This window comes from Opitutaceae bacterium TAV5 (genome assembly GCA_000242935.3).
Classification (GTDB): domain Bacteria; phylum Verrucomicrobiota; class Verrucomicrobiia; order Opitutales; family Opitutaceae; genus Geminisphaera.
Window position 1 is genome coordinate 4419123 of the sequence record CP007053.1, and the last position, 18551, is coordinate 4437673.

At 64.8% G+C, this 18551-nt stretch carries 14 protein-coding genes; 3 read left to right on the top strand and 11 right to left on the bottom strand.

What is annotated here, in order from left to right; all coding sequences use genetic code 11:
• Positions 1–161: 161 nt before the first annotated feature.
• Both OPIT5_18940 and OPIT5_18945 read right to left on the bottom strand, forming a co-directional pair.
• Positions 162–1142, bottom strand: coding sequence for a ribokinase (locus OPIT5_18940; GenBank protein ID AHF91991.1), 981 nt, complete (start codon positions 1140–1142; stop codon positions 162–164).
• A 101-nt stretch (positions 1143–1243) separates the two neighbouring features.
• On the bottom strand, positions 1244–2770 hold the full coding sequence (locus OPIT5_18945; protein ID AHF91992.1) for a fucose isomerase: 1527 nt from the start codon (positions 2768–2770) through the stop codon (positions 1244–1246).
• A gap of 538 nt (positions 2771–3308) precedes the next feature.
• Between OPIT5_18945 and OPIT5_18950 the strand changes: the two genes are divergently transcribed.
• Positions 3309–4211: an AraC family transcriptional regulator gene (locus OPIT5_18950; GenBank protein ID AHF91993.1), complete on the top strand. Its 903-nt coding sequence runs from the start codon at positions 3309–3311 to the stop codon at positions 4209–4211.
• A gap of 296 nt (positions 4212–4507) precedes the next feature.
• Here the strand turns inward: OPIT5_18950 and OPIT5_18955 are convergent, their stop codons facing one another.
• From OPIT5_18955 to OPIT5_18990, 8 genes are all read right to left on the bottom strand, one after another.
• A complete protein-coding gene (locus tag OPIT5_18955) occupies positions 4508–5257 on the bottom strand; it encodes an N-terminal cleavage protein (protein ID AHF91994.1) in 750 nt (249 codons plus the stop codon).
• Between the two features lie 35 nt (positions 5258–5292).
• A complete protein-coding gene (locus OPIT5_18960) occupies positions 5293–8715 on the bottom strand; it encodes an alpha-galactosidase (protein AHF91995.1) in 3423 nt (1140 codons plus the stop codon).
• A gap of 133 nt (positions 8716–8848) precedes the next feature.
• Positions 8849–9655, bottom strand: a complete 807-nt coding sequence (locus OPIT5_18965; GenBank protein AHF91996.1) for a hypothetical protein — start codon at positions 9653–9655, stop codon at positions 8849–8851.
• Between the two features lie 175 nt (positions 9656–9830).
• On the bottom strand, positions 9831–10568 hold the full coding sequence (locus OPIT5_18970; protein AHF91997.1) for a hypothetical protein: 738 nt from the start codon (positions 10566–10568) through the stop codon (positions 9831–9833).
• Positions 10569–10615: 47 nt separating this feature from the next.
• The gene (locus tag OPIT5_18975) at positions 10616–11671 is read right to left on the bottom strand and encodes a LacI family transcriptional regulator (GenBank protein ID AHF91998.1); all 1056 of its coding nucleotides are present in this window, start codon (positions 11669–11671) and stop codon (positions 10616–10618) included.
• Positions 11668–12696, bottom strand: coding sequence for a LacI family transcriptional regulator (locus OPIT5_18980; protein AHF91999.1), 1029 nt, complete (start codon positions 12694–12696; stop codon positions 11668–11670). Before OPIT5_18980 ends, OPIT5_18975 begins: the two co-directional genes overlap by 4 nt.
• 146 nt (positions 12697–12842) lie before the next feature.
• Positions 12843–15164 carry an iron transporter FeoB gene (locus OPIT5_18985; GenBank protein ID AHF92000.1) on the bottom strand — a complete coding sequence of 774 codons (2322 nt, stop codon included), beginning with the start codon at positions 15162–15164 and terminating at the stop codon, positions 12843–12845.
• Positions 15165–15274: 110 nt separating this feature from the next.
• Complete coding sequence (locus OPIT5_18990; protein AHF92001.1) at positions 15275–16333, bottom strand: iron dependent repressor; 1059 nt, start codon at positions 16331–16333, stop codon at positions 15275–15277.
• A 158-nt stretch (positions 16334–16491) separates the two neighbouring features.
• On the opposite strand from OPIT5_18990, the gene OPIT5_18995 reads away from it, so the two are divergent.
• Entirely contained in the window at positions 16492–17442 is a 951-nt protein-coding gene (locus tag OPIT5_18995) for a cysteine synthase (protein ID AHF92002.1), read from the top strand.
• A gap of 91 nt (positions 17443–17533) precedes the next feature.
• Here OPIT5_18995 and OPIT5_19000 read toward each other — a convergent pair whose 3' ends face one another.
• On the bottom strand, positions 17534–17641 hold the full coding sequence (locus tag OPIT5_19000; GenBank protein ID AHF94527.1) for a hypothetical protein: 108 nt from the start codon (positions 17639–17641) through the stop codon (positions 17534–17536).
• On the opposite strand from OPIT5_19000, the gene OPIT5_19005 reads away from it, so the two are divergent.
• Positions 17640–18470, top strand: a complete 831-nt coding sequence (locus tag OPIT5_19005) for an oxidoreductase (protein AHF92003.1) — start codon at positions 17640–17642, stop codon at positions 18468–18470. The genes OPIT5_19000 and OPIT5_19005 overlap by 2 nt on opposite strands.
• Positions 18471–18551: the final 81 nt, after the last annotated feature.

The window sequence follows — 18551 nt, forward strand, 5'->3', positions numbered from 1 at the left end:
CAGAAGAAAACGAAGGTAAAAACAAAGAAGACTATGAACAAAAACTATTTATATTAAGAAAGTTAAACAGGAATGAATGATAGGCGTCCTTGGTTGCTCTTCGTTCTCTTCGTTGCCTTCTGTTCAATTTTTAGCCCGGATAGTTCATTGCAGAATGCGGGTTATCGGGAAAGGAACGCGGACAGGCGTTCGCGCAGGGCGGGAGAGAGCATCGACGGGTCGCGGGCGGCGAGCGCGGCTCGCGTGGGCAGATGCGTGCGTCCGCCAAGCGCCTCGGCGACGTAGGCGGCCGTCCAGCTTGCGAACTCCATGCGCAGCGGCAGCGTCCAGCCGGAGAGCATGGCGGAGAGCCAGGCCGCGTGGTAGCAATCGCCGCATCCGGTCGTGTCCACCACGGCGACGGAGAAGGCCGGCTGATGCAGGACTGCGCCGGTGGCGGGATTGAGCGCCCAACTGCCCCGGGCGCCATCGGTCACGAGGAGTTGGGCGGTGGTCCATTGCGCGAGTCCGCGCAACGCATCGTCGGGCGACTCCGCGCCGGTGAGAGCGCGGGCGGCGGAGATCGGCAAAATCGCATCGGTGCCGAGGGCGAGCAGTTCCTTGAGCACGGCGGGGTCTCCGGTCTCCAGGTCGAGCACGGAGCGGACGCCGGCTTTTTTTGCGATGCGGAGAGCAGCGAGCGAGGCCTCGGTCTCGTAGCCGTCCACGAGGACGGCGCGCGCCGCGCGGATCGCCTCCGCAGGCACATCGGCGGCGGTGAGCTTGCGACAGCCGGCCGTGGAGTAGAAAACGGTGCGTTGCTGCCTGGCCCTGTCCACCTCGACGATGGCCACGGCGGGCTGGGCGGCGGGGTCATCGCGCAGGAAGAGGTCGGCATGCACGCCGCAGCGGGCGAACTCGGCCTCCGAGATGGCGCTGATGGTGTTGACCCCGTGGCGTCCGACAAACGCCGTGCGCCAGCCGAGGGCGGCGATCTGGCACGCGGCGGTCGAGGCCGGGCCGCCGCCTTGCACGAGAATTTGTTCGACCTCGTGTTTGGCATCGGGAGTGATGGAGCGGGGCACTTCGGTGAGCACGTCCACGACGTTCATGCCGAGAACGACGACATCGTAAGGGGCATCCGGAGGCGAAACGGGAGACATGGCGTTTTTGATGTGTAGTTGTATTTTAACCACTAATGGACACTAATAATCGGACAGAATTTTCCATTAGTGCCCATGAGTGTGTATTAGTGGTTAAGGAATCATTGGCTAAAACCCTGGAGTTGCGGACTGCGCACGAGCGGCAGTTCGCGGACGCCGAGCCAGTGGTTGAGCATGGAGAGTTCGCGAGCCCAGTGGCCGTAGCCGAAACTCCAGTGATGATCCATGCCGTGGGCGAGGATGGAGCCCATGACATCGGCCGCGGTATGGCCGGCGACCGGTTCCACCTCGCCGTAGTTGCCGCGGAAGGCGAGTTCGCAATCGCGCAGGTCGCCCTCGAACGTGAAGCAGCGGGCGGCATCGGGCGACTGGTAACGGGTGACCGTGACGGGACCGAGCTCCAGCAAAAATTCGAGCATGAGACCGACGGCGGTGGAAGGGTCGCCGTTTTCGAGGCAGACGTGCTTGCGCGCCTCGTAGGTACGGCCTTTGCGCAGCATGCGGGTGGGCGAGGCTCCGCAGTGCCAGAGCCCGATGCGGTTTTTCGCAACGTTGGCGGCGGAGAGGTCCATCATGCTGGTGATGGCCTTGCCGTTGCTGATTTCCCAGAGGGCGAGAGAGGAGATGAGGCCATTCATCTCGCCTTCCTCGGCGGTGCAGAGGCCGTAGTCGTTGAGCATGGAGACGGCGCCATCAATGGAGCACTGGTAGGCGAACCAGAGGTCGGGCCAGCTTTTCACGGTGCAACCGATGTAGCCGCGTTCCTGCGCGTAATCGAGGATGGCGAGGCCGAAGCGCAGGGTCTGGTCGGTCTGCGAGTCGGGGAGAGCGACCTTGGTGCAGAGCGTGTTTTGGAGGATCGCCTCGCGGAGGGGGCGGATGTGGGCATCGGAGAACTTGCGGGAGCGGTCGAGCGCGGTTTGCAGGTCGATGCGGTCGAAGCGCAGGCCGAAGCGGCGCATGACGGAGAGTTCGTCGGTCTCCCCGTCGTAGAACGCCTCGACGCGCGTGCCGCCGACGTGGAGCAGTTTGCCGTGCCTGAAGCGCGACCTGGCGCGGGCGCTGCGCAGGAAGCGTTCGATGAAGGGATGGGCCGAGGCGTCCACCGGCTCGTGCATCCACACGTAGCGCACACCCAGGCGGGCCATCATGCCGAGGAGGAAATTCTGGCAACACAGGCTGTTGGCCACGATGGCGTCGCCCGTGACGGGATCGGGCCACGACCAGCTGAGGAGCGGCGCGGGGTGGTCGAGCAGCCAGCGGCCGAGGTGGGAGCCGATCTCGCCGCAGGTGTAGGCGGCATGGAAGAGAATGACGCCGTCGATGTTGGTGGCGAGGAGTTCGTCGAGCGTGCGGACGAGCGCGACAGGATCCTCGAACGGGGCGTCGCAGGTGACGATTTCGACAGGCAGCCCGGCGGACCGGACCACCTGCCTGATTTGCGCGGAGGCCTCGGCGTAGATTTTGCAGGCATGGTCCCACGGGAAGTGGACGGCGGTGCCGCAGCCGAGGACGACGATGCGCGCAGGCTTCACGGCGGGCGGCGGGAACAGGCCCTTGAGGAGGCGCGAGGCGACGCCTTCAGACGGGAGATCGGGTAGCGCGGGTGGCGGGATGCGGGTATTCATGGGAATGACGGGATTGCGGAAACGTCCGGATTGCGGCGTCCATTCAAGCAGACCGGCCCCCCTTTGCGCTTGGCCTGGATCGGCAAAACATGATACTTTTTTGACCGATAGAATGCCCATATAAATTATATCACAGAGACCACAGCGCGACTCCGCCGCAACCGAAGAGGGAAGAGAGCTTCTGAAAATGACACCGATTGGCCGAGCCAAAACCAAAGAAACCAAACCTGTTACACCACAGAGATGGGGAGTGGGCGCAGAGGTCAGAATCAGAAAAAAACGCCCCCTCCTCTCCGCCAATCCTTACCGGCGACAGATACAATCCCTGTTCAGGGTTTTGCAGGATTGCTCTCTGCGCCCACTCCCCATCTCTGTGGTGCAAATTGTATCCCCCCCCCCTAATCAAACTCATGTCATTAAATTACAAATACTTTCATTTGTGGCAAACCTTGAAAACAGCCGGACGGCTCTCCGTGTCCTCTGTGTCTGCGCTCTGTGTTCTCTGTGGTAATTCTGATTTCAGGCCCGGGTGTTCCCGATGAAACTCCGGTTCGAAAAGATTCCTTATGCCGAGGGCATGTCCTTCGCCTGTCTCTCCTACACGGGGCGCGAATGCAGCAACCCGCTGCACTTGCATCCGGAATACGAACTCACGCATTTCGTGCGCGGTCGCGGGCACTGGATCGTGGGCGACGCGACGGGCGAGTTGCAGGATGGCCACCTCGTGCTGCTGGGGCCCGAACTGCCGCATCTTTTCCGGATGGACGCCTCGTCGCGGCGACGGGCGTTGGCCCGGGTGCTCCAGTTTCGCGAAGACTGCCTGGGTCCGGCTTTTTTCACGTTGCCCGAAGCCAGGCATATCCGGGAATTGCTGACCCGTGCGCGGCGCGGCCTTGTTTTCGGAAAGGCAACCCGCAGCCGCATCCAGGATCACCTCGCCCGCCTGCTGGAGACGCCTGCCGAGCGCCGGTTGCTGCCGCTGCTCGGCCTGCTCGAGACCGCGGCCGGGGACGGGAATGCCCGCTTTCTGGCCTCGTCCGGCTATCGTTCATCCCTGCAACCGGGCGAAGCCGCCCGCATCAACAAAGTATTGGACCATGTCACCGCACGGCTGGACCAGGAGATTTATCTGGCGGACGTGGCCCGGGTTGCCGGGCTGAGCGAGGCGGCTTTCAGCCGTTTCTTTCGCCGCACGGTGAAGAAGACATTCAGCCATTTCCTCAACGAGCTGCGCATCAGCCTGGCTTGCCGGCAACTTCTGGAGACGGACCATACGATCACCGGGATCGCCTTCGCCTGCGGCTTCAACAACCTTTCCAATTTCAACCGGCGGTTCCTGGACCTGCGAGGCGAGACGCCTTCCGGGTTTCGCCAACGGCGGCAGCGGATCATGACGGACGGGAAGGGGGAAGGGGCGGCGGCGCGCTTTGCTCCGGCATGAGCAATCCGGAGAGTGTCAGTAAAAACCTGGCAGAACACTTCGGGGGCTTACCGTGATCGTTCATGTCGATAGCTGAACTCAAGAGAATCGCTGACAACCTGAGCGCCAGGGATCGCCAATGGCTCCGCGCTTATCTTTTTGCAAAAGACCGCAGTGAATCTTCCGCATGGAAGGAAGAGATGGGAAAACGCCGCCGGAAGATGCAGGCAGGCAAAGGTGTTTCGGCGGCAGAGATGACGTCGGTCTGTGGAGCTTCGGAAACCGGATAGAAAAACAAAGAGACGTGCCGCAAGGATTCAGGGAGTCCAGACGAACTCGGGGTAGTCGGCTTTGGAATTGGTGCCTTGCGGTTTGAAGGGGAGGACGTGGCCGTCGACCATCAGGATGTTGGCGGTGTTGCCGTGAGGGAAAATAAACTTCGCCCCATCGTAGGGGTTTTGGCCTTCCGAATACTGCAGTGCTTCCCAGAGCATGGGGGTTCGAGTGGGGGCCGAGATGTTTTCGAGGCGTTTGCAGTAGGCCACGCCTCCCTGCGCATAACCGAGTTGTTTGTTCCAGCTGTAACCGGTGTAGTTGTGCCAGTATTGGTAATCGGATGAAAGGTCGGGGCGCTCGACAGGACAACTCGGCACGATTTTCACTTTCGCTGTCCCCGACCGCTTCATGTTGGTGTAGGGTGCGATATAGGAATACCAGCCCCAATAACCTCCATCGCTCCCACGGATGCCGAAGACATCTTTGCCATAATCGGTTCCCACCGGAAACCGGGAACGGTTTTCCTGGGTGAAAAGCAGAATGGCCGTGCCGCATTGCCGGAGGTTGGAAATGCATTGGGCCTTGCGCGCGGATTCACGCACACGGCTGACCACCGGAATCAGGATGGCAGCAAGAATGCCGATGATGACGATAACCGTGAGCAGTTCGATGAGCGTGAAGGCCGGAGAGTGACGGACTTCGCGGCGGAGTCTCCGACGGGCGAAGCGAAGCGGGGTCTGTCGGGACAAGCGTGCAGTCGTGGCAAGGATCGGGGCGTTGTCGGCATTCATGGCGTATGTTGTGTTTTGGGTGAGAAGAAAGGGGACTAGTTGCCCCAGATTTCGACTTCATCGAGTGTTCCGCCGGCGAGGGGCCACTCGACGGCGAGGCGAACGTGACGGGCGGAAACGGCAGCAGGGAGCGTCAGCGTGTATTCGCGGACGGCCGCATTGCCGACGGACAGGGGTTGAGTGAATTGCGGCGTGAAGGATTCGCCATCGGTGCTGGTGGAGAGGAGGAGTCGCACGGGGAGCAGGTCGCCGGGGCCGGCGTTGATAACGACACGGCGGACGGAGCGGATGCCTTTCAGGTCAAAGTCCACGGCGATGTCTTTTGTCGCATAGGAGGCGTTGTAAGGGCCGGGGCCGCCGGCGCTGCGCTGGCCCGTCCTGTTGTTGAAGCCGTTGGTGAGAGCGGCGCCGGAAGGGAGCTTTTTGTCGCTGCGGGCAGGGTCGGAAACGGCGGCGGAGGCAGGCGAGTCAGCAGCAGGTGTCGTGTAGCGGTAGGTGGCTCCGGTGTGGGTGCGGTAGGGATACGTGTCGGGGTAGTGGGCGTTGTCGGTCAGGATGTGGAGCGCTTTTTCCGCGGGGATGTCCATGACGACGTTGGTGGTGAGGATGGCGGCGGGGCGGGGATTGGACACGGGCAAGATGCCCGTGCCACTTTCACGGGCTGGAAGCCCGTGCCACGTTGCGACGAGCGGATAGAGCCAGTCGGGTTTGACCAGCGCGACATCGGCCGGAGGCGTGACGGTGAAAGTCGCCTGGTGGCTCTTGCCGGGAGCGAGCTCGGGAGTGTCCGCCGTGGCGGCGGGAGAGATTTGCCAGCCGGCGAGCGCCTGGGCGCGGAGGACGCCGGCCGGGAGAGGAGCGGCCGTTGTGTTGATGAGTTCCACCGTTAGCGGGAAGGGCGCGCCGGGGGTGAGCCGGGCAGTATGGCCGTCAACGGCGCGGGTTGCGGATGCGACAGGGGAAATGGAGAGGACCGGGGAGTACTGGCGAAACAGATACAGAACGCCGGCGCTCGGTATGACTGGCAGGGTGACTTCATAACGGTCGCCGGTGACGGGCCGGACAGGGAGGGCGGTCAAGCTGTCATCCTCGGCGGGAGCCCACCAGGCGGTGGTCCAGGGGCCGCCGGGCAGCGGGAGCGTGACGGTGCCGGCGGGGAGCGGGCGTGGTTCGGTATCGGCGCGGGTGGCGATGACGATGGCGACGTTGCCGGACTTGTCGGTGAAGGGTTGTTCGACGCGGAGATTGCCGGTGTCGGCGAGCGCCTTGTCGGCGGCGATGGCGGGGGAAAGGCCGGCCTCGCGGAGGCGGTCGCCGAGCCAGCGGCCGATGGCGAGTTCGCCCTGCTGGCGGGCGTATTCCTCGCGGTCGGCGGTGGGGCCGTCGAGGAGGAAGGCGCTCATGGCCTCGGCCGGTTTTTCCAGGATGGTGGAGCCGAGTTCGAAGGGGAAATACAAGACCCTGCCGGGTTTTGCGTTCAGGGTTTGGGGCTTGGCGTCTGGAGTTTGGGGCAGCGTGTTGAGGAAGGCGACAGGACGACGGTCTTTTCCCGCCGATCCGGTGGCGAGCGGACGGGCGGTGGTGGCGCTGGCGGTGACAGAGGTGTCGGCGATGAGGGTTTGCCGGGCGTGACCGGAGTTGATGATGAGCCGGGTAAGCGGAGGGGCAACGGGAGCGGGCGGGACGCCCGCTCCACTTTTTCCGCCAAACGTGACGCCGAGGAGGGGGGCGAGTTGGTCGCGGATGCGGTGGTGCGGGTCGTAATAGCCGGGGCGCGTATCGGCAATCAGGGTACCGCCGTCTTCGCGGACGTAGCGGGTGATGGCGGCGGCTTCATCCGGGGCGAGATGCTCGGCGCCGATGAGGGCGAGGGCGTCGTAGGCGCGAAGGTAGCCGGCATCGAGTTTGGTGGAGGGGATGACGTCCACCCAGTAGCCCTGTTCGCGGAGCCAGCGGTAAACGAGCCAGCGGTGGTTGCGGGGATAACCCCAGCGGGAAGTGGAGCGGGGCGACTTGTCGGAGAGAAGCACGTCGCGGCGCGGCAGGAGCATGGCGATGCGAGGCAGGCCGTCGGCGGGCACGGCATTCTTCCAGAAGGTTTCTGTTCGATGGACCATGTGAGCCCAGCGGGCGGCGTAGTGGAGTTTGTCACGGGGAGCGCCGGTGGCGGAGTTGTGGAAGCCGAACTTGTCCCAGTCGTCTTTGGCGCCGGCGAAGCCGAGGGTGAAAAAATCGGCGGCCTTGAGACCGTTGGCGAGCATGCGCCAGGTGGTCGAGGCAAAGGCATGGCCGGGGCCGTTGTGATTGTTGGTTTCAGGCAAAAACACGCCGTAGCCGGGGGAGCGGTCGAGGGGGCGGATGGCGTTGTAAAGATAGTTCAGCTCGTAGGCCTGGCGGTCGCCGCTGCCGTACATGTCGGCGCCGAGGAGGCCGCCGCTGATCGGGCGCATGAGTTCGGCGAAATGTTCCTGATCGAAGGTGCGCGCGCGGTTGGTGACCGGCATCTCGATCGTCTGTTGCGTGGACTTGTGGACGACGCCGCGTTTTTCCGGGTCCGCATCGTGCATGGCGCGGGCGAGTTCGGCGAGGGTGGCGGTGAAGTGTTCGCTCTGGAAAGTGATCCAGTCGAGCCAGGCACCGGGGCGGGTGGCGTAGTCGGCGGGGGAGGGAATGTCGGGACTGTTGGCAGCGGCTTCAAAGGTGGGGTGACGGGAGAGAGCGGAACCGGAGGGGAGGTCGGTGGACCAGGCTTCGTTGAGGGCGGCGATGTTGTTGTTGTAGGCGGCGCGGAGCCAGGCGGCGAACGCGGCGCGGGCTTGGGGGGAGTAGTCGTGGTTGCCTTCCCATTCGTTATCGAGGCCCCAGTAGTCGATGAGGGGACCGGTGGCGCGGTCGGGTGTAGGGGCGGACCAGGCGTTGACATGGGCGCGAACGTAGTCGTTGAGGAGTTCGCGGGTGGCGGGGTCGAAGAGGTTGATGCGGGCGCGGCGGATGAGGGGTTTGCCAGCGGAGGGATGGGGTTGCGCTTCAGGGAGGGCGGCGAGGCGGGCTTCGGCTTCGGTGAGTTTCTGATTTTTGACGGCGCGTTTTTTGGCAGTGTCGAGGGCCATGACGAAGCTTTCGGCGGACCAGGCGAGACTGTGATAGCGGAGGCCGTGGGCATCGCGCCAAACGCCGGGTGTGGGGAGGGGATCACCGCGGAAGGGGGCGGTGCCGCGCGAGGTGCTTTGGCGACTGTTGAAGCCCATGTGTACGAACTGGTGCGGGATGCCGTGGACGAAGCCCATGTAAAACCAGTCGTCGGTGGCGCGGGTATCGCCATTGGCCTCCTCAGTGATTTGTAGTGAATAACTGGTGACGCGGTCGAGGGGATCCGGGGGGTGGGGGGGAGGGGTGGTTTGCGCGCGGGCGGCGGCGAAGACAACCAGGGGAAGGGCGAGGAGGAGGGTACGATGCATGGTGAGAGCGGGTATGGGGAAGGAGGAAAGGAGGTAAGATACAAGAGGCAAACTACAGAAAATCAGACGCCGGGAACTGAGCGCTAAACGTTGAATAATAATTGGAAAAATGGATGGCTCTCGCACCCAAGAGTCAGGGCGCGGGTCTGCGGCAGCGGTGGATGAGGATGCAGAGGAAGATTGCGGAACCGGCGAGCGCCAGGGCGGCAGCGGCAGGTTCGGGGATGGGGGTGGCGGCGATTTGGAAGTTGTCGAAGCGGGTAATCACCGTGGAACTTGCTGTGTAGACCCACCATCCTGCGCCGGTGATTTTGGCTCCCGAGAGGTCGGCGTCGAGGGCGGTCAGTACGACGCCCGCTTCATTCACGTCGGTCGTCTCGGCGTCGTCTGTGTTCATTGTGAACAGGGACCAGTTTTCCTTGGCGGTGGTGAAGGTGATGCCGAGGTTGGGGGAGATGCCTTCCGGTATCGTCCAGCTGGAGTTGTTGATCGGACGAAGCAGGGTGGTGGAGGCGTACCAGTTGCCGTTGTCGAGCTGGATGAGAAACCGCATGCGGCTTAGCTGTGTACTGGAAGTCTGGACAGTGTCCACGGAGAGGGTGATGTCTTGATAGTCGGCGAGGGCGATATCGAGGGCCGCATATCGATAGGTAAATCCTTTGGTGGAGGCACTGGTGTAAATGGTAGAACCCGTCTGCACGACTGGCGTGCCGCCAGCGGCGAGCAGGCCGGTGGAGTTGTCATAGCAGGCCCAACCGGTCTGGTTGGTGAGGGTGACCCATTCGTTGAATTTTTTCTCCTGATTATTGCCGCTCGAGGGATTGACGTAGGCCTCGAAGGTCTGGCTGTAGAGCACGGTCGCGGCTGTCGCCGTGGCGGTAAGGCTGGCGAGGGTGGCAGCGAGGAACAGGGTTTTGTGGAGTGTGTGGTTCATATTCATATGAAAGGCGTGGAGGCTGGCGGTCGGTGATTCAGGGTTGGTATCGGGTGGGCTGGTGCGGGTTTGTATGGGGTTCGGAAGAGGAACCAATGGTTTGAATGGTTATTCTGATAACCGGTTGCGAGCCGGGGGGGGAACGGAGAGGGGACGTATTTTCGGCGGGAGTCGCGTGTGTTCAGGGTTTTCCATCGGTGCGGCCGCTGATGGCCAGGGTGTCGAGGCGGACAACGACACCGCCTTTGTCGGCCCGGGTGTTGTGGACGAGGAAGCCGATGCCGGTCACGAGGGCGGCAGCGGGAAGGTCGGCGGAGGCCGGAACAAGGGCAAGGGGGCTGTCTTCGGCCAGGGTCAGGCTTTGCCAGCCGGCGGCGGCGGGCGTGAAGTCGAGCGTCTGGCGGACGGCCGCAGGGTCGGGGGCATCGGAGAAACTTTTGCGGTTGCCGACCGCAACGGGGCGGTGTTCGACACCGGAAAGATACCAGTCCTTGCCGCCGAGCTGCACGAGGATGTGCGTATTGACAATGCCACTATTGGAAACGACGGCATCGAACGTGATCGTGCCGATGGAGCTGACGGTCAGGAGGGGGAGGCCGGATATCGGCCGGGTGAAGATGCGTATCTGGCCGGAGCCGACCGAGGTCCAGATGTAGCCGGGTTGTCCGTCACCGGTCCCGGGGGCGGCGCTGAGGACGCCGAAGGCGTTGCCCTTGCCTTTGGCGGGGATGGCGAGGGGGGCCGAAATCGAGGATGTGTTGGCGATGGACCAGCCGATGGAGGCGAGGGAGCGCTCGGCTTTGGCGGTGTTGTTGAAAGGGTCCTCGAACAGCGGGGCGGCGGTGGCGGTCGCCGCGCCGGCCACGGCAAGGGCGCCGCACAGGCAACACAGGCGAATGAAAGAGGATGCGGGGGGCATGGGACCCACCGTAGCGCGGCCGGCGGGTCTGCCAAATGTGGCGACGGTTATACTGATAACCTGGCCGTGGATTGAGGTGCCGCGCGCAGGGTGCGGCCTTCATGCCAGGAACCCTCGACGAGGAGGCAGGACGGGGATTCGGGAATGCCGCGTTCGCCGCGGTGGACGAGATCGACAAGGTGTTCCACGGCGCGGGCGCCGACAAGAAAAGGGTTTCCCCACATGCCGGAAAAGGGGTCACCGGTCTCGCGTACCGAAAGCAGGGCGAGTCCGACCTCTTCGGGAACACGAATGCCGGCGTCGGCAAGCCAAGGGTAAACGAGATCCCAGAGCGTGACAATGACGTCGGGCTTGTGGCGCCGGTACCAGCGGAGAAAGGTGCCCCGGTCGAGATTGCGTTTTTCGAGGAGAGGCAGGCGACGGGATGCCGGGAGACCGTGCTGCGTGCGGAGGAAGGCGGAGGAGAAGAGGCGTTTGATGCGCAGTTCGTCTTCGGCCTCCATGACGAAACCGGGCCGGCGATAACCGCGGGCGCGGATTTCTGTCATGAGCATGTCGGCGGAGCGCCAGGCATGGTTGGTCACCATATGGAGGCGCGGGGCGGCGAGCGTGTAACCGATGGTCACGCACGAAAAACGGGAAAAGGGAAAATCGAGGCACGCGCCGGGGTGAGGCTGCGGAGCGACAAGGATACCGGGGATGTTGCGGGCTCTGAGGATGCGTTCCATCCGGGCGGAGGTCATGCCGGGGCGCGCCAGATTGTGTTCTTCGATCCGGTAGCCGAGTTCGGCGGCGCGCTGGCTGGCGCCTTCGAAATAATGGAGAAAGGTGGAGATGGCGCGCCAGCCGCGGTCGCCGTCGGGAAAGCCGGTGAGCCAGGCGAGGGTCGCCTGGAAGCCGGGATGGCGACGTTGCCGGCGATAGGCGGAGAGGCCGGCGAGGTAAGGATCGGGCCGGTAGCCGAGTTGCCGGGCGATGGCCTGGACGCGGTCGCGGATCGCGGCGGAAAGGCGCGGGTGGTTGTTGAGGGCGAGGGAAACGGTGGCCTGGGTGACGCCGGCGGCGCGGGCGATGTCGCGCTGGGAGGGGCGGGGGGCGTTCATCGGGAGCGGATGGTTTTTCCCTCCAGCCAGGTGCCTTCGAGCATGAGGTAGGAAGGGAGGACGGGGATGCCGCGTTCGCTGCGGTGGACGAGGTCGATCAGCAGTTCGACGGCGCGGGCGCCGACGATTTCGGGGTTTTCCCACATGCCCGCGAAAAAACCGTCGCGGTGACGCACGGAGAGGAGCGCGATGCCGGTGTCGTCGGGAATGCGGACGCCGGCGTCGGCGAGCCACGGATACGCGAAATCCCAGAGCGTGACGACGACGTCGGGTTTGTAACGGGAAAACCAGGACAGGAAGCGCTCGCGGGTAAGGTTGGGGACGTTGAGCAGCGGGACTCGCTGCGAGGCAGGCCAGTCGAGCTGCTCGCTGAGAAAGGCGGAACTGGGGATGCGTTCGGTGCGAAGTTCGTTTTCCGCCTCGAGAGCGAGGCCGATGCGTTGATATCCGCGGGCGCGCAGCGTGCGGAGAAGCGTTTCGGTGGAGCGGAAGTGGTGGTGCGTGACCGTGTGCAGGCGCGGGGAAACGAGCGAGTAGCCGAAGGTCACGCTGGCGAAACGGTCGAGAGACAGGTCGAGCCGCATGAGCGGTTCGGGCTGCGGAGCGAGGAGAATCCCGGGGATGTTGCGGGCGCGGAGGATCTGCTCCATGCGGGCGGGCGTCATGCCGGGAGCCGCGAGGTCATGGGCCTCGAGCTGGTAGCCGAGCTCGGCGGCGCGGGCGGTGGCGCCTTCGAAGTAGTGTTTGAAGGTGGTGATGTCGCGCCAGTCGCGTCCGCCGGGCGGGTAGTTGCTGACCCAGGCGAGGGTGGCCTGAAAGCCGCGGGGACGGAGTTGTTTTTTGTAGGCGGAGAGGCCGGCGAGGTAGGGGTCGGGGCGATAGCCGAGTTGTTGCGCGATGGCCTGCACGCGCTCGCGGATATCGGCGGAGAGGCGGGGGTGGTTGTTGAGGGCGAGGGAAACGGTGGCCTGGGTGACGCCGGCGGCGCGGGCGATGTCGCGTTGGGTTGGGCGGGCGGAAGGCATGGGGGACAGAAGACAGAAGCCAGAGGCCAGAGGCCAGAAAAACAGAGGCCAGAAGACAGAGGCCAGAAAAACAGCAGTCGTCATCGTTGAAATCTGTCCTCCGGGCTCTAGCCTCTGGCCTCTGTCTTCTGTCCTCTGGCCTCCGGTCATTGCAGCAGGCGCCAGGCGAGGGCGACGGCGGCGCAGAGGACGAAGCCGATGACGACGGGCATGAAGGTGGCGAGCGCGGTCCATTTCACCGAACGCGTCTCCTTGTAGATCGTGTAGATCGTCGTGCTGCACGGGTTGTGGCAGAGGCTGAAGAGCATCAGGTTCACGCCGGTGAGGACTGTCCAGCCGGCGTGGGTGAGCAGGGTCTTCACGCTGTCGTTGTCCGTCTCGAAGAGCACGCCCGCCTCGCCGCCGGGAGCCGCATGGCCGGTGACGAGAACCGTCAGCATGAGCACGGTGGGGATGACGATTTCGTTGGCCGGAATGGCGATGACGTAGGCGAGCAGGATGACGCCATTGAGGCCGAGGAACCAGCCGAACGGATCGAGCCCTTCGACGAGCCAGGCGGCGAGGCTCTGGTTGCCGATGGCGACATTGGACACGAGCCAGATGACGGCGCCGGCGGGCGCGGCAAACACGATGGCGCGCCAGAGCACGAAGAGCGTGCGGTCGATCAGCGAGGTGTACAGGGTACGCAGGATATTGGGCGGGCGGTAGGGCGGGAGTTCCAGGCTGAAGGTCGAAGCCACGCCGCGCAGCACGGTGCGGCTGAGGAGCCACGACGAGAGCAGGGCGAGGACGAAGCCGAGGACGGCCACACCGAAGACCGCGGCGGTGGCGGTGAACCCGGCGAGCCCGGCCGGCGCGAGCGCGCCGAGGAAGATCGTGGCGATGAGGATCTGTGTGGGCCAGCGGCCGTTGCAGAGGGCAAAATTGTTGGTGATGATCGCAATCAGCCGTTCGCGGGGTGAGTCGATGACACGGGCCGCGATGACGCCGGCGGCGTTGCAACCGTAACCCATCGCCATGGTGAGCGACTGCTTGCCGTGCGCGCCGACACGCTGGAAGAGGCGGTCGAGATTGAAGGCGACGCGGGGCAGGTAGCCGAAATCTTCCAGCATGGTGAAGATCGGAAAAAAGATCGCCATCGGCGGGAGCATCACGCTGACGACCCAGGCGGTGGCGAGGTACACGCCGTCCACGAGCAGCCCGGCCAGCCAGGACCAGAGGTGCGCGTGAGCCACGTTGTGGAGGAACGGATACACCTTTCCGAGGAACAGGTCGCCGAGGAGAGCGCTGGGGACATTGGTGCCGCTGATCGTGAGCCAGAGCACGATGGCAAAGGCGATGCCCATGACCGGAAAACCGGTCCACGGACCGGTGAGCAGGGCGTCGAGGCGATTTTGCAGGTCGAGGCGACGGGAGGCGCCCTTGCGCGCGACGGCGCGGCCGACGATGCGCGCGGTCTCGGCATAGATGGCCTCGGTGAGGCGGTCCTGATAATTGGAGGGGAGTTTCCAGCGGATGGCCTCGGCAGCGGCCACGATGGCGGCGGCTTCGCCGCCCGGTTCAGGGTTCAGGGTTTGGGGTTTGGAGTTTGTTGTCGATTGTGGAGTCGGGAGGCCGGGGGGAGTGGCGAGTTCGTCGAAACCCTGAACGCGGGATTCGGAACTCTGGACACTGAACTCCGAACCCTGAACGATCACCGCCGCGTTAGCGGCGGCGGCGGTGACAAGGTCGGCGATGGAGCGGTCGCCTTCGAGCAGGCGCAGGCCGATCCATTCGGGATGGGCGAGAGCGGGGAAGTTTTTTTTCAGACGCGCGGTGATGTCGTCGAGCGCCTCGCGCAGGCCGGGAACCTCGAGCCGGAGACGGTAGGGTTTGCAGGTGACGGCGCCGGTGGCGACCGCGTGGATTTCGGCGAGGAGCGCATCGATGCCCTCGCCGCCGCGCGCGGCGCAGGGGACGACCGGGATGCCGAGGTCGGCGGCGAGGCGGCGGGCGTCGATGACGAGGTTGTGCGCGCGGGCCTCGTCCATGAGGTTGAGGCAGAGCACCGCGCGTTCGGTGATCTGGAGCACCTGGAGGACGAGGTTGAGGTTGCGCTCCAGGGAGGAGGCGTCGACGACGATGACGGTGACGTCGGGCTGGCCAAAGAGGATAAACTCGCGGGCGACGGTTTCGTCGGGGCTGGCGGAACGGAGCGAGTAGGTGCCGGGGAGATCGACAATCTTGTAACGACGGTCCGAATACGCAAAACCGCCTTCGGCGCGGGCGATGGTCTTGCCGGGCCAGTTGCCGGTGTGCTGGCGCAGGCCGGTGAGGCGGTTGAACACGGTGCTCTTGCCGGTGTTGGGGTTGCCGGCCAGGGCGATGACGCTGTCCCACTTGTCGAGGTTGACGCCGAGCCGTTCAAGGCCCGCGCGCGGGGCGGAAGCACAGGTGGAGCAGGCGGATGGCGGACAGGCGGAGGACATTCGGAAAATGCTGAAAACTGAAATGCTGAAACGCTGAAATGAAGTGAGCGATGTGGTGTGTGAGGATTGGTTGGGTCGAACGATGTTCCGGTTGCCTGGAGGTCCGGATTTCAGCCTTTCAGCGCGTCAGCGTTTCCGGGCGCCGGTTTCGGCTCTGCCGCCACCAGCACCTGGTCGGCCTGTTCGCGGCGGAGGGCGACGAGGGTGCCGCGGACGCGGAAGGCGGCCGGACCTTGGAAGGGGCTTTGCAGGGCGTACTCGATGCGGCTGCCGGGCACAAAACCGAGATCGAGCAGGCGCGAGCGTTCCGCCCCGATGCAGCCGGGAAGGAGGAGGAGCACGTCGGCACTGCCGCCGGGGCCGATGTCGGAAAGGCGGCAGGCTCCGGCGGGGACGGGTTTTTCGGAATCGAGCGGCGGGCGGACGCGGACCATGGCGGCGAGTTCCAGCGGCAGGTCAAACTTGCGGGCCTCGATGGTGAGGCGGCAGCCGGCGGGGTGGATGTCGTGGAGGGTGAAACGCATGCCGGCATAGACGCCGGCGCGCGCGAGCCGGGCGAAGAGGGCGGGGGGCTCGTCCTCGACGTGGTCGATCACACCGCGGGTCTCCGGCGTCCAGGAGAGCAGGGGGCGGCCGCCGGCGCCGGGCCAGTGGCCCTCGCGGGTGGGAATGGGGTCGCCGTGCGGGTCGAAGCGCGGGTTGTCGAGCCGGTCGGCGAGGCGGTTGACTTCGTCGCGCGAGAGACGGTGTTCGGCGGTATGGGCAAGCTCGTGCCAGCGTTCGGGTTGCAGCCCGGATTCGCGGGCGAGCCGGGTTTCCACGAGCCGGTGCGCGCGCATGATGAGGAGCGCGATCTCGCGACCGGCCGGGAGGAGCCCCCGGCCGCCGCTGCCGGCGGGCGTGGGGCGGGTGGCGGCGGCGTTGTCGCCGGTGGCGACGAGTCCGGCCTCGCGGGCGCGGGCAAGGGCGTGGAGCACGGCCTCGCGCGAGGCGCCGGTGAGGCCGGCAAGGCGTTCGTCGGAAGCGGTCTGCTGGTGGTATTCGCATTCCAGCATGGCGCGCAGCACATCCTCGACGGTTTCACGGTCGGTGTGCTTCCAGGCCTGCATGGAGGCGGGAAGTCCGGACGTCTCGGAACTGTCGTTGCTGCGGGATGGAGGCATCGCCATGGCGGGTCGGCTCTCGGAAGTGGTCAATCGTTGGAGGAAAGAAAGCTGCGCAGCGTATTTGTGCAACGGTGATCCGCAGGAGTCGCATCCGGCGTGGCATGGCACCGGCGGCGACGTCCGCATTGACCTCGCGAATGCATCCGGCCACGTTGCCGGTCATGGCATCCTCCCTCTTCCCGGACATTGTTTCCACCGTCGGTAACACCCCGCTCATCAAGCTCGGCCGCATGGCGGCAAAGCTGCCGGGGACGATTTATGTGAAAAACGAATTCATGAATCCGTGTTCCAGCGTGAAGGACCGGATCGGCCGCGCGATGATCGAAGCGGCGGAAAAGGAGGGCAAGGTGGGGCCGGAGAGCGTCATCGTGGAGCCGACGTCGGGCAACACCGGGATCGCCCTGGCCTTCGTCTGTGCCCAGCGCGGTTACAAGCTCATCCTGACGATGCCGGAGACGATGTCGCTGGAGCGCCGCGTGCTGCTCCGGATGCTCGGGGCCGAACTCGTTCTCACGCCGGCCTCGGAGGGCATGCCGGGCGCCATCGCCAAGGCCAACGCCATCCTCGCGCAACACGGCGAGCGCGGCTACATGCCGCAGCAGTTTGAAAACCCGGCCAACCCCGAGATCCATCGCCGCACCACGGCCGAGGAAATCTGGGAAGCCACCGGCGGCAACGTGGATGCCTTCGTGGCCGGCGTGGGCACGGGCGGCACGATCACGGGTGTGGCGGAAGTCATCAAGTCGCGTCGCAAGATGCGCGCCATCGCGGTGGAGCCGGCGGCGAGCCCGGTGCTCGCGGGCGGCAAGGCCGGCCGTCACGTGATCCAGGGCATCGGCGCCGGATTCGTGCCGAAGAACTGCAACACCTCGATCATCGACGAGATCATCGCCGTGACCGACGACGATGCGCTCAACACCGCCCGCCAGCTTGCCGTGCAGGAGGGCATCCTCGGGGGCATCTCGACGGGTGCGAATGTCTGGGCGGCGTTGCAGGTGGCGGCGCGCCCCGACTTCGAGGGCAAGGCGATCGTGACCGTCGCCTGCAGTTGCGGCGAACGCTACATCTCGACCGCGCTGGCCGAGCGGGCGTGGCAGGAAGTGCGGGTGTGAATTTTCACGGAGCGGGCCCACGAAACACACGAAAGGACACGAAAAAAATACCGGTCATACGGGGAGGAATGTTGACCGGAGGCACGTCCTGTCAGTCAGCCGCAGCCAGACCGTTTTCCGGGTTTCCGGTTTTTTGATCTTTTTGATTTTTCGTGTCCTTTCGTGTGTTTCGTGGGCTATATTCCGGACCGATCATCATGAGCAAAAAAATCGGTGTTCTCGGACTCGGCATCATCGGCGGCATCTGGGCTCGCCACTATCACGCGGCCGGCATTCTTGCCGGCGCATGGAACCGCACCCCGCAGCCGGATTTCCCGCAATGGCGCGACACGCCCGAAGCGGTGGCGGCGGCCGCCGACATCGTGCAGATCGTCGTGGCCGATCCTCCGGCCGTGCAGGGCGTGATCGACCGCATCCTGCCCGCGCTCGGGCCGGGCAAGGTCGTCGTCCAGTCGAGCACGATCGACCCCGACAGCAGCACGCGTTTCCGCGACCGGGTCGCGGCCACCGGGGCGCGCTACCTCGAAGCGCCGTTCACCGGCAGCAAGCCGGCGGCGGAGGAGCGCAAGACGGTCTTTTATCTCGGCGGCGACGCAGCGCTGATCGCCGAACTGGAGCCGGTGCTCTCCCTCGTATCGGCCACGCGACTACACATCGGCGACAACCGGCAGGCCACGATCCTGAAACTCGCGATGAACCTCAATCTTGCGATCCAGATGGAGGGCATTTCGGAGGCGCTCACGCTCGCCCGCCGGGGCGGCATCGGCGACGACACGTTTTTCGGCGCGCTCGCGCGCAATGTCGGCCATTCCGGCCTCGTGACGCTCAAGGAGCCAAAATTGCGCGCGGGGGATTTCGCCCCGCAGTTTTCCGTGAAACACATGCACAAGGACATGCGGCTGGCCGCCGGCACGGCGGAGGCGGCGGGCTTTCCGCTGCTGGCCGCGGTGCGCGCCCGGCTGGCCGAGGCGGAGGCGCGCGGCTGGGCGGACGACGATTTTGCGTCGCTGATCCGGCTGCTCGGGTAATTGCGGACCGGCGCACCTCCGGCAGGTGCGGCATTGCAGGGCGGGCGTTTTTCGCGCAACACCAACCGCCAACAGCTACAC

Bases quoted from the DNA above. Each gene is read 5' to 3' on its own strand.
- OPIT5_18940 (AHF91991.1), bottom strand. From the start codon at position 1,142: ATGTCTCCCGTTTCGCCTCCGGATGCCCCTTACGATGTCGTCGTTCTC.
- OPIT5_18945 (AHF91992.1), bottom strand. From the start codon at position 2,770: ATGAATACCCGCATCCCGCCACCCGCGCTACCCGATCTCCCGTCTGAA.
- OPIT5_18950 (AHF91993.1), top strand. From the start codon at position 3,309: ATGAAACTCCGGTTCGAAAAGATTCCTTATGCCGAGGGCATGTCCTTC.
- OPIT5_18955 (AHF91994.1), bottom strand. From the start codon at position 5,257: ATGAATGCCGACAACGCCCCGATCCTTGCCACGACTGCACGCTTGTCC.
- OPIT5_18960 (AHF91995.1), bottom strand. From the start codon at position 8,715: ATGCATCGTACCCTCCTCCTCGCCCTTCCCCTGGTTGTCTTCGCCGCC.
- OPIT5_18965 (AHF91996.1), bottom strand. From the start codon at position 9,655: ATGAATATGAACCACACACTCCACAAAACCCTGTTCCTCGCTGCCACC.
- OPIT5_18970 (AHF91997.1), bottom strand. From the start codon at position 10,568: ATGCCCCCCGCATCCTCTTTCATTCGCCTGTGTTGCCTGTGCGGCGCC.
- OPIT5_18975 (AHF91998.1), bottom strand. From the start codon at position 11,671: ATGAACGCCCCCCGCCCCTCCCAGCGCGACATCGCCCGCGCCGCCGGC.
- OPIT5_18980 (AHF91999.1), bottom strand. From the start codon at position 12,696: ATGCCTTCCGCCCGCCCAACCCAACGCGACATCGCCCGCGCCGCCGGC.
- OPIT5_18985 (AHF92000.1), bottom strand. From the start codon at position 15,164: ATGTCCTCCGCCTGTCCGCCATCCGCCTGCTCCACCTGTGCTTCCGCC.
- OPIT5_18990 (AHF92001.1), bottom strand. From the start codon at position 16,333: ATGGCGATGCCTCCATCCCGCAGCAACGACAGTTCCGAGACGTCCGGA.
- OPIT5_18995 (AHF92002.1), top strand. From the start codon at position 16,492: ATGGCATCCTCCCTCTTCCCGGACATTGTTTCCACCGTCGGTAACACC.
- OPIT5_19005 (AHF92003.1), top strand. From the start codon at position 17,640: ATGAGCAAAAAAATCGGTGTTCTCGGACTCGGCATCATCGGCGGCATC.
- OPIT5_19000 (AHF94527.1), bottom strand. From the start codon at position 17,641: ATGATGATCGGTCCGGAATATAGCCCACGAAACACACGAAAGGACACG.